13 protein-coding genes and 1 pseudogene are annotated in these 9,806 nt (G+C 69.0%); 9 read left to right on the forward strand and 5 right to left on the reverse strand.

Annotated elements, in window-relative coordinates; translation table 11 throughout:
• Positions 1-137 precede the first annotated feature (137 nt).
• The 4 genes from AB0K82_RS36760 to AB0K82_RS36775 all read right to left on the reverse strand — a co-directional run bounded on the left by AB0K82_RS36760 (position 138) and on the right by AB0K82_RS36775 (position 3,331).
• The gene (locus AB0K82_RS36760; RefSeq protein ID WP_364405916.1) at positions 138-713 is read right to left on the reverse strand and encodes a YkgJ family cysteine cluster protein; all 576 of its coding nucleotides are present in this window, start codon (positions 711-713) and stop codon (positions 138-140) included.
• Complete coding sequence (locus AB0K82_RS36765; RefSeq protein WP_364405919.1) at positions 710-1,186, reverse strand: hypothetical protein; 477 nt, start codon at positions 1,184-1,186, stop codon at positions 710-712. Before AB0K82_RS36765 ends, AB0K82_RS36760 begins: the two co-directional genes overlap by 4 nt.
• Positions 1,187-1,532: 346 nt before the next feature.
• A complete protein-coding gene (locus AB0K82_RS36770) occupies positions 1,533-2,786 on the reverse strand; it encodes an NAD(P)-binding domain-containing protein (protein WP_364405956.1) in 1,254 nt (417 codons plus the stop codon).
• Entirely contained in the window at positions 2,783-3,331 is a 549-nt protein-coding gene (locus AB0K82_RS36775; RefSeq protein ID WP_364405922.1) for an OsmC family protein, read from the reverse strand. The genes AB0K82_RS36770 and AB0K82_RS36775 overlap by 4 nt, the downstream gene beginning before the upstream one ends.
• An 87-nt stretch (positions 3,332-3,418) precedes the next feature.
• On the opposite strand from AB0K82_RS36775, the gene AB0K82_RS36780 reads away from it, so the two are divergent.
• The 4 genes from AB0K82_RS36780 to AB0K82_RS36795 all read left to right on the forward strand — a co-directional run bounded on the left by AB0K82_RS36780 (position 3,419) and on the right by AB0K82_RS36795 (position 7,336).
• Positions 3,419-4,645, forward strand: a complete 1,227-nt coding sequence (locus tag AB0K82_RS36780) for a homoserine O-acetyltransferase (RefSeq protein WP_364405925.1) — start codon at positions 3,419-3,421, stop codon at positions 4,643-4,645.
• Between the two features lie 19 nt (positions 4,646-4,664).
• Entirely contained in the window at positions 4,665-6,008 is a 1,344-nt protein-coding gene (locus tag AB0K82_RS36785) for an O-acetylhomoserine aminocarboxypropyltransferase/cysteine synthase family protein (RefSeq protein ID WP_364405927.1), read from the forward strand.
• Positions 6,005-6,487, forward strand: a complete 483-nt coding sequence (locus tag AB0K82_RS36790; protein ID WP_364405930.1) for a CoA-binding protein — start codon at positions 6,005-6,007, stop codon at positions 6,485-6,487. Before AB0K82_RS36785 ends, AB0K82_RS36790 begins: the two co-directional genes overlap by 4 nt.
• 306 nt (positions 6,488-6,793) lie before the next feature.
• Entirely contained in the window at positions 6,794-7,336 is a 543-nt protein-coding gene (locus AB0K82_RS36795; RefSeq protein ID WP_364405932.1) for a hypothetical protein, read from the forward strand.
• Here AB0K82_RS36795 and AB0K82_RS36800 read toward each other — a convergent pair.
• Entirely contained in the window at positions 7,329-7,496 is a 168-nt protein-coding gene (locus AB0K82_RS36800; RefSeq protein WP_364405935.1) for a hypothetical protein, read from the reverse strand. The genes AB0K82_RS36795 and AB0K82_RS36800 overlap by 8 nt on opposite strands.
• Before the next feature lie 428 nt (positions 7,497-7,924).
• On the opposite strand from AB0K82_RS36800, the gene AB0K82_RS36805 reads away from it, so the two are divergent.
• The 5 genes and pseudogenes from AB0K82_RS36805 to AB0K82_RS36825 form a co-directional block, all read left to right on the forward strand.
• A complete protein-coding gene (locus AB0K82_RS36805) occupies positions 7,925-8,428 on the forward strand; it encodes a MarR family transcriptional regulator (protein ID WP_364405938.1) in 504 nt (167 codons plus the stop codon).
• A gap of 144 nt (positions 8,429-8,572) precedes the next feature.
• The gene (locus AB0K82_RS36810) at positions 8,573-8,743 is read left to right on the forward strand and encodes a hypothetical protein (RefSeq protein ID WP_364405941.1); all 171 of its coding nucleotides are present in this window, start codon (positions 8,573-8,575) and stop codon (positions 8,741-8,743) included.
• A 28-nt stretch (positions 8,744-8,771) separates the two neighbouring features.
• On the forward strand, positions 8,772-8,906 hold the full coding sequence (locus tag AB0K82_RS36815) for a hypothetical protein (protein ID WP_364405944.1): 135 nt from the start codon (positions 8,772-8,774) through the stop codon (positions 8,904-8,906).
• A gap of 30 nt (positions 8,907-8,936) precedes the next feature.
• Positions 8,937-9,506: an NAD(P)H-dependent oxidoreductase gene (locus AB0K82_RS36820; protein WP_364405947.1), complete on the forward strand. Its 570-nt coding sequence runs from the start codon at positions 8,937-8,939 to the stop codon at positions 9,504-9,506.
• Positions 9,507-9,600: 94 nt separating this feature from the next.
• Positions 9,601-9,806 (forward strand): annotated as a pseudogene (locus tag AB0K82_RS36825) (NADP-dependent oxidoreductase); the annotation flags it as partial.

The following is a 9,806-nucleotide window of genomic DNA, read 5'->3' on the forward strand; positions in this document are numbered from 1 at the left end:
CTCCCACCGTTTCCGGCAGTTCCGCCGGCGCCCCCGTCAGGCCGGGCGGCTATGGGGGGTAACGGGAGTCGTCCAGTACAACGCGTAGGCACTTCTTAGATGCCCCGCGGATTGGTCACGGTGCGCGGCCGTAGCGTTCAGTCCTCGCGACCTTGCGCCGCCGCTTCGAGCGGGCAGGTCAGCAGATATTCGTAAAGGTCGTGGGGTGTCGCCTCCCACCGGCGGGCTTCGACGATCTCGTTCCAGGCCCGCGTGACCTGTCGGGTTTCGGCCCGGGCTGATCGGTCGCGGGTGAGGTCGCGCCGGTAGGCGGGAAGGTCCATCGTGGCGAGGTTCCAGGAGTCGGGACCGCAAACCGTGTCCTCGCGGGTCGTCACCACGCCACGTTGAAGGCGCAGGGGAAAGGTGCTGCACACCAACGGGCGGTGGGCGTAGACACCGCACCGGGCACTGCCGGAGGCGATCTCCATGAGGAACACGCAGGCGCCGGTCTCCGGTCTGCGTTGCAGACAGATCTCCTTCGCGGGCCCGCCCGGCCGAAGACGGAAGCCCTCCCCGTCGGTGTCCCGCAGCCTGATGAAGTCGCTGGGACGCATGGCGGTTCCTTCGGCGAGCGCCCGGACGTCCCTGACGGTGACTCCGACGACGTACGAGCGGCAGCATTTGCCGGCGCAACTGGCACAGCCGGCGACATTGGCACCACTGCCGTTCATACCGTCACCTCCTCGGGCCACCCGGCGCCGGCCTCGCGGGCGTACTGCGCCTCGAGCAGGTAGCGCTGGAAATCCTCGATGCCCAGTTCCTCATCGGACTCGGTGGCCAGCGCGTTCCACCGCGCCACGACCTCGAACCAATGGTCGCGATCGGCCGACCAGGTGCGCAGGGCTTCGGTCAGCGCCTCCTGGTCCAGATCCTCCAGCTTCCACTCCCGGCAGTCACATTCGGGCTCGGGACGTACCTCCGGAGCGCCGTCCTTCGTGGCGGCCGGGAAGATCCGGCATGAGGCCGGAGCGACGTCTCCCAGGCCACAGCAGGTCGCGCCGCTGGGAGTACGGACCGAGAAGACGCACCCGTGCATGGCGTTGGCAAGCTTGAGGAAGACACGGCGCCGACCTTTGTCAAGAACGATCCCGGTGGGGTCGCCGGCCACGGCGGGCGCGGTCTGCGTGAAATGCCACGGTTCCACGGCAAGCGTGCGGGAGATCCGGACGATGTCCGCCCCGGTGACCTGGCGGGCACCACGCGCACAGCGGGTCTTCGCCCGGCAAGACTGCCATTGGGCTCGCGCACCCGGCGTTTCATCCGACAGTACCGCTTCATCCCCTTCGCTACGGCGACACAAGACCACCCCTTCTCCGGCATACGGAGCGGAACGCTCGACGGTTCAATCCGGCACGCTCGCCCGGGCGGACTTCGCTGCCGCCCTGGATCGGCGATGGCGTGCCTTCGCGCTCGATCTCTTAGTGCATGCGACGACGCCGACCGCATGCCCAGGATCTGTCGCCGCCGGACCTCGGTGACCGCCGTAGCCGTCACCGGCGCGCGGCCAGATACCCCGCGAGGTGGTCTATGACCTCGCGAGCGTCGTCCTCGATGCCGTAGATGAACGTGGACTTGCGCCGTCGCAGCACAGGCAGTCCCAGCGCGTACAGTCCCGGGCTGTCGACCACGCCGCCCTCGTGGCGCAGCCGGCCCTTCTCCTCGAGCACGGGTACGTCGAGCCATCCGTAGTCGGGCCGGAACCCCGTCGCCCACACGATCGCGGCGATCTCACCGCTCCGCAGATCAAGCTGCAACCGTGTCGAGGCGGGCACCCGTGTGGGCGGGAGACGCTCGGGAGGAGCGACGTCAGCGTCGCGCCCGTTCCTCCGCGCCCACTCGTCGAACGTGTCCAACAGGCGTTCCAGCTTGAGGTCCGCGAGCGAGAACACGTTGCGCAGGCCACCGGAGAACAGTGCGCGGCCGTCGCGTACGGCCGCCCAGCGACCTACCGGTTCGACTCCCATCGCGGTGAGCGCGTTGATGTCGAGCGTCGTCCGCTCGGGAGTTCCGACGAGCTGGGGAGAGGGGAGCCGCCGGGCCCGCTCGAGGTCGTCGACCTCGTCGTACCGCTGGTCCCACAGGCCGGAGGCGTTCATCCACCAGAGCACGTCGTGTCCGCGGTACGTGCGCGGCATCCGCACCTGCTCCCCCACCGAGATGGTCACCGGCCGACCCGACCGGCGCAGCTCCGCCGCCAGCTGCACGCCGGTCGCCGACGCTCCCACGACGAGCACGCCGCCGTCGGGCAGCCCGGTGGGGCCACGGTAGTCGAACGGCGTCAGCTGCCGGACGGACGCCGGCACGGCGTCCGCGAACTGCGGCACCGTCGGCCGGTTGCAGGCTCCGCTCGCGATGACCACCGTCCGGCAGCGGATCTCGCCGCGGCCGGTCGTCACGTGGTACCCGTCGTCGGTGCGCCGCAGCGACGTGACGTTCGCGCCGGTCCGGACGGGAGCGCCGGTGACCTTGGCGAACTGTTCGATGAACTCGGTGACCTCCTCCATCGTCATGTAGCCGTCGGGGTTCGGGCCTTCGTAGTGATGGCCCGGCAGGCGGCTCTGCCAGTTGGGCGTGAGGAGCCGCAGAGAGTCCCAGCGCTCGTGGCGCCAGGAGTTCGCGACCTCGCCGCGCTCCAGGACGACGTGGTCGATCGACCTTTCGCCGAGGAAGTGGCTCGCGGCGAGGCCCGCGTGCCCCGCGCCGATGACGACGGTCGTGACGCGTTCGATGGTGGGACCCCTCAGGCGACGTCGACGGTGACGTCCGTGGGGTTCGTCAGAGCATCGAACACCGCGGAGCGCTTCTGGGACTGGGCCACCAGCGCTTCGATCTCCTGCCTCGAGGCATCCGCGTCGATCGTGAACGTCACCTTGACGTCGGTGAAGCCGTTGCGGACGTCGCTGTCGGCGCCGAGGATCCCGCGAATGTCGTGCTTGCCCTCGACCGTCGACTCGACCGAGCGGAGCTGGATGCCGCGGTTCTGCGCGACAGACGCCACGCCCGCCGTCAGGCAGGCCGCCAGGCCGACGAGGAGATACTCGATCGGCGTGATGCCGTTGTCCTCCGCCGCGAAGACCGCGGGGTGGTCGGCTTCGAACACCGACTCGGTCTTGTGGCTCTGCTCCTGTCCGAGGCCGAAGAAGTCGCGGACCGTCGTGGTGCTGTGGACGCCGTCCTGCCACTTGGAGGAGGCCCGCCAGGTGAACTGGGCGGCCTCGGGAGCGCCCTTGAGCGCGTCGCGCGCCTCGAGCAGCGCCTGCACGTTGACTCCGTTGACGACCGTGGTCATGTCGAATGATGCCCTCTCGTCGGTTTACCCACATTCCCGATGGATCTGCTTGACAATACACCGACAGTAACGGGCACCATAGCCCCTGTGACGAAATCGGTTTCCACGCTCGCGGCCGGGTCGGCCGGCACGGTCGAGACGCGGTACCTCGACCTGCCGGAGCCGGTGCGACTCGACTGCGGGCGGGAGCTGCACCCGGTTCGCGTGGCGTACGAGACCTACGGTGTCCTGTCCCCCCGGCGCGACAACGTCATCCTGGTGTGCCACGCGCTCAGCGGTGACGCCCACGCCGCGGGTTTCGCGAAGGCACCGCCCGAGGAGAGCACGCGCGACGGATTCGGGGCCGAGGATCGCGACGGCTCGGCCGTGAAGGGGCTCGGCTGGTGGGACGGGATGATCGGCCCCGGCAAGGCGTTCGACACCGATCGCTTCTTCGTCGTCTCCACGAATCTGCTCGGCGGATGCAGCGGGACGACGGGGCCGTCGTCCGTGGACCCGGCGACGGGCCGGCCGTACGGGCCGGACTTCCCCGTGATCACCGTCGCGGACATGGTGCGCACCCAGCGCGCGTTCCTCGACGCGCTCGGCATCGAGCGGCTCGCGGCGGTGGCCGGAGGCTCGCTCGGCGGCATGCAGGCGTTGGAGTGGGCGATCCTGTTCCCCGACCAGGTCGACGCCGTCGTGGCGATCGCCAGCACGCACGCCCTCCATCCGCAGGGCGTCGCCTGGAACGCGATCGCGCGTGAAGCGATCATGCGCGACCCGGCCTGGCAGGGCGGCCGCTACCACGGAACGGGCCGCGCGCCCGATGCCGGCATGGGCGTGGCGCGGATGGTCGGCCACGTGACGTACCTGTCCGCACCGGCGCTGAGTGCCAAGTTCGGCCGCCGGCTGCAGTTCGCCGACGACATCCGCTACACGATCGCCGACGCGGAGTTCGCGGTCGAGAGCTACCTGCGCCACCAGGCCGGCTCGTTCGTCAAGCGCTTCGATGCCAACACCTATCTCTACACCTCGCGCGCACTGACCTATTTCGACCTCACACGCCAGTACGGCGGTGGATCGCTCGTGCGGGCGCTCCAGGGCGTTTCGGCACGGACGCTGCTGATCGCGTTCAGCTCCGACTGGCTGTACCCGCCGTCCGCGTCGAAAGAGATCGAGGAGGCGCTCCTGGCTCTCGGTAAGCCGGTCGAGTGCCACGTGATCGACGCGCCGTACGGCCACGATTGTTTCCTCCTGGAAGAAGCGCGACAGACGCCCATCATCCGCCGGTTCTTGAGTGATCACCGTCCGGCCCAAGGCGGGGCCGGATGACGTCGAGGAAGAGACCTTCGTGACCGATAACCCTCCCCCCACCGAAGAGGCCCACGCGTTCGGGTTCGAGACACGGCAGTTGCACGCCGGGCAACGGCCCGACCCGAACACGGGCGCGCGTGCGGTGCCGATCTTCCAGACGTCCAGCTACGTGTTCGAAGATCCCGAATCCGCGGCGGCGTACTTCAACCTGCAGGAGTACGGGAACACCTACTCCCGCATCATGAACCCGACCGTCGCGGTGTTCGAGGAACGCGTGGCCAACCTCGAAGGCGGCTGCGGCGCGGTGGCGTTCGCCAGCGGCATCGCCGCGCAGGCGGCCGCACTCTTCACTCTGCTCCAGCCGGGCGACCACGTCGTCTCGTCGTCGGCGCTCTACGGCGGCACGGTGAACCAGCTCAAGCACCTGCTGCGCAAGATGAGCGTGGAGCTGACGTGGGTCGATCCCGACGATCCGGACGCCTGGCGGCACGCGGTGCGCCCGAACACGAAGGCGTTCTTCGGCGAGACCATCGGCAACCCCGCCGGGAACGTGCTCGACATCGAGACCGTGGCGGCCGTCGCGCACGAGCACGACCTGCCGCTGATCGTGGACAACACGTTCGCGACGCCGTACCTCTGCCGCCCGATCGAATGGGGTGCCGACATCGTGATCCACTCGGCGACCAAGTTCATCGGCGGCCACGGCACGAGCATCGGCGGCGTCGTCGTCGAGGCCGGCACGTTCGACTGGTCCAACGGCCGGTTCCCCGTGGTCGCGGACCCGTCACCGGCCTACCACGGCCTGCGGTTCCACGAGACGTTCGGGACGTACGGCTATCTGATGAAGCTCCGGGCCGAGACGCTGCGCGATCTCGGTGCGGCGCTGCCGCCGTTCAACGCCTTCCTGTTCCTGCAGGGACTCGAGACGCTGTCGCTGCGGATGGAACGCCATGTCGAGAACGCCCGGGCGGTCGCGGCGTTCCTGGAGTCGCACGAGCTGGCGTCGAACGTGACGTATCCCGGCCTGCCCACGAGCCGATACCGGCCGCTCGTGGACAAGTACCTGCCGCACGGCGCCGGCGCGGTCTTCTCGTTCGACTGCGCCGGCGGCCGGACCGGCGGGACGGCCCTCATCCGCGGCCTGACGCTCTGGTCTCACCTGGCCAACGTCGGCGATGCCAAGAGCCTGGTCATTCATCCCGCCAGCACGACGCACCGGCAGCTCGGCGACGACGAACTACGCGCCGCCGGCGTCGGGCCGGGCACGGTGCGCCTGTCGGTCGGCACCGAATCCGTCGACGATCTGATCTGGGACCTGGAGCAGGGTTTCACGCATGTCACCGCGGCGGCGGGAAAGAAGGAAGCGAAGGAGGGCTCATGACCGATCTCACGCGGTACCAGGACGCCTCGGCGATCCAGCGCGTCCTCCACACGGCCAGGACGATCGCCATCGTGGGTCTCTCGAGCAACGAGCTGCGGGCCAGCTACTTCGTCGGCTACTACCTCAAGCGGCACGGCTACCGCGTGATCCCCGTGAATCCCCGCGAGACGCGGATCCTCGGAGAGACGTGCTATGCGAGCCTGTCCGACGTTCCCGTGCCGGTGGACGTCGTGAACGTCTTCCGCGCGCCGGACGCACTGCCGGGGATCGCGCGGGAGGCCGTGGAGATCGGCGCCGACACCCTCTGGTGCCAGTTCGGTGTGGTCAACGAGGAGGGCGCGCGGATCGCCGAGGACGGCGGCGTAACCGTGATCATGGACCGCTGTCTCAAGATCGAGCACGCGCGCTACGTGGGCCGGATGCACTGGCTCGGCTTCAACACGCAGCGCATCACGTCGGTCCGTGCCGGGATCCAGTAGCCGACCCGGGGTCGGCCGCGCGGCTGTCGGAGCTGTGGGCCGGAGTACGGAAACGGTTCGAGGACATCCTGGCCGGCGTGAGCCTGGCCGACCTGCCGGCGGACGACCCACCCGAGCCGGCCGTGTCGGTGCTGCGCGACGCGGCCCTCAGCGCGCGCAGCGGCCGACCCGATGGCTCCCAGTGGTCGGCCACGCTTCATCCATGGTCAGGGTGCCATTCATGCCGCGTTCGGCCGGGCTCAAGATCGTTTTCCTGATCCCATTCCCGTGCCCCCCGTATCCGGCGGGGTCAAGGAAGGAACGCCCATGTCACGCAGCATCAAGCGAATAGGCGTCGCCGCCGTTCTCGCGACGGCGGGCCTCGCCGCGCTCGCCCCCACTGCGTCCGCTGACACCGACCAGAACACGCGCTCTGTGACCAGCCAGGTCAAAGGGCTGCCCAAGGGCAAGTACATCGCCTACACGAGTTGCAAGGCCAAGGGCCGCTGGTTCAAGGGCTACGTGAAGACCGCCGCCAAGCCGACCAAGAGCAAGCCGGTCGTTCCGATCGTCGAGTGGGGTTATGCCATCCAGAAGACCAAGGGCAACCACGCCAACACCCGTGTGATGGACATCGAGGCCGTCAAGCAGGGCACGGGCACCTGGCGGTACATGGGCGGCGCCGGCTACACCGGCTGGAACGCCAAAGAGGACGACCACTGGCACAAGGGCCCGTGGATTCAGTACGCCTACCTTGGCGTCGGTAACCTCGGCGCGCTCGCCAACGTCTTCTGGGTCGATTTCGACAAGGGCACCGGCGGCCACTGCGAGGCTTGGCTCACCCACCTGAGTCTGAAGCCCATCAAGTAGTGACCGGCGTCGCCGCCGGTGCCTCGACGCGTGGGATGACGTCGCCCGCCTTCTTGACGGTGACATGGTCGCCGATCATCAGCCCTCGGCGGGCGATGTCAGCGGCGTTGTGCACCGCCCGTGGAGCGATGACACCGGTACGGTCGACGTTCCATTCCACGCCGACCAGGCGGGGGTCCGGGCCGTGGTCTGCACGCCGAGCTCGGCGACCCGGCTCATGATCTGGCTGTACGGCAACCGGCGTAGCTGCGCACCGAGCCCACTGCGCAGTAGAGGCTCAGCGTCCAGGAGCCACTGACCCAGCTCGACAAGATCTGCGGTCACCATCCCGAAGCGCCATACTGCGTCGGTGCCTGACACCTGGCTGGGTACAGCTTCGCGGAATCCCAGTTGGTGCACCGTTCCGACACCATGGTCGGATAGTCGTCCGCCCTCCGTGCTCGCCATCCGAATTGGAACACCCACAGCAGGATAGGCGGCCGAGCATCTGGGCCAGCATCTGCTACCCCGGCTGTGCTCAGGGCCGCACCCGGGGGATTCCGCCGCGACGACGGTGCTCGTTCGAATTCGAAGCAGTAGAATCCGGTCATGCCTGATTCACCGCCGTCACTCGATCCCGTGCAGCTGGGCGCCTACTTCGACCTGATCGAGGTGACCAGCCTGCTCCGGCACGCGGTCGAGCAACAACTGCGCGAGGCCGGTGATCTCAGCTATGTGCAGTTCCAGCTGCTGGCCCGTCTCGGAGACTCACCGACGGGCAGCCACCGCATGACCGACCTGGCCGACGGCGTCGTCTACAGCCGCAGCGGCCTGACCTACCAGGCTGGTCTGCTCGAGAAGGCGGGCCTGGTCGTGCGCGCCCCCTCTCCGGATGACGAGCGGAGCGTCACGGTCACCATCACCGATGCCGGACGCGCGCTGCTCGCGAAGGTGCTGCCCGGTCACATCGAGGTGGTCAGCGGCCTGCTCTTCGAGCCGCTCTCGCGCGACGACGTCAAGGCCCTCGCCGGCCTGCTGGCGCCGGTGCGCGACCACATGCGCTCGACGCCGCCTCGCTCGGCGGCGCCTCGCCGCCGCAAAGGCGGAGCGTGACGAACCGGTACGCGGGAGGGCCGAGGCGGGCACCTGCGGGCATGGGTGGGCACCTGCCAGCTCTGGGATGACGTCGTTCCAGCGGCAAGGCTGGGGAGGACCGGCCGCGGGGTGCCGTGGCCGCCGACCCGACAGGAGCCTGCCGTGCCACCGCCCGTGATCTTCGGAGCCAACGTCGACCCTCTAACCCTGCCGGCCGACCGCGCGCTGCGTCAGGCGTGCGTAGTGCTGACCGAAGTGCGGCAGTACGAGATCTTCGCCGAGGAGGTCGTACCCGCGGTCCGCGACGCCCTCGCGACCTCACCCCTCCGGTGACGAGCGCGGCGGGGACGGCACGGGCACCGTGGCCGACTGTCGCAGCAGCTACGCGGGCCGCGACCTGCGCGAGCCGCGCCCGGAGGGTTTCGAGATCCCGATGCAACTGCTCGCCGAAGCCGCCGAACTGTCCGGGAACGTCCTCCTCGGCCCTCCCCGCTGACGGCACCACGGCCGGCCGCAGGGACGACCAGTGAGCTCTGTGTCCCTCGCCGTCGTCAGCGCCGGCGTCGGCCACCCACGCCCCACCCGCCTGCTCGCGGACCAGATCACGAAGTCCGTCTGCGTCTCGCTCAGGGCGAGTGGAGTGAGAGTCGAGTTGGAGGTGCTGGAGCTGTGCCGGTTGGCGGCCGACCTCACTGGGTGCTCCACACGGGGGCCGGCCAGCCTCGACCTGTGTGAGGCGATCGCGGCGGTCGCGGTGGCCGACGGGCTCGTGGTGGCCACTCCGGTGGTCGTGACATCCCCCAGTGACGTATTCGAATCGTCCTTCGACGTGCTCGAGGACGGAGCCCTGTCCGGCATGCCCGTCCTGCTCGCCGTCAACAGCGGCTCGCGCCGGCGGCCACCTGACCTCGGGCAGGTGATGCGTGACCGCCTCGCCTGCCTGCACGCGGAGCCCGTGCCCACTGTCGTCGTCGCCGGCCCGGAGGACTGGGAGAGATCGCCTCACGGCGGCCCAGGGCGACTGCGCGAGCACATCGACCAAGCCGCCGCCGCGCTGGTCGCGGCGGTGCGTCCTCCACACCGCTCCGGCCGATAGACATCCGCTTGCTTCGAAGTTGAAGCAGTGGTAGCGTGATCGCAGTTGCTTCGATTTCGAAGCAAATCCGAATCGAGTGAGAGTGAGATCTCCGATGAAGGCGGTGCGTTTCCACGAGTACGGCGACCCCGATGTCCTGCGCTACGAGGATGTGGAGCAGCCCGTCCCCGGCGCCGACCAGGTCCGGATCCGGGTCGCCGCGACATCGTTCAACTCGGTCGACGGCAACATCCGCGGGGGCTTCATGCAGGGCCCCATCCCGGTGACGCTGCCGCACACTCCCGGTCTCGACGTCTCCGG

The organism is Actinoallomurus sp. NPDC052274 (assembly GCF_040679475.1).
Classification (GTDB): domain Bacteria; phylum Actinomycetota; class Actinomycetes; order Streptosporangiales; family Streptosporangiaceae; genus Actinoallomurus; species Actinoallomurus liliacearum.

What these genes read in the sequence shown, in the direction of transcription:
- AB0K82_RS36760 (WP_364405916.1), bottom strand. Translation starts at nt 713, where the DNA reads ATGAACGGCAGTGGTGCCAATGTCGCCGGCTGTGCCAGTTGCGCCGGC.
- AB0K82_RS36775 (WP_364405922.1), bottom strand. Translation starts at nt 3,331, where the DNA reads ATGACCACGGTCGTCAACGGAGTCAACGTGCAGGCGCTGCTCGAGGCG.
- AB0K82_RS36790 (WP_364405930.1), top strand. Translation starts at nt 6,005, where the DNA reads ATGACCGATCTCACGCGGTACCAGGACGCCTCGGCGATCCAGCGCGTC.
- AB0K82_RS36795 (WP_364405932.1), top strand. Translation starts at nt 6,794, where the DNA reads ATGTCACGCAGCATCAAGCGAATAGGCGTCGCCGCCGTTCTCGCGACG.
- AB0K82_RS36805 (WP_364405938.1), top strand. Translation starts at nt 7,925, where the DNA reads ATGCCTGATTCACCGCCGTCACTCGATCCCGTGCAGCTGGGCGCCTAC.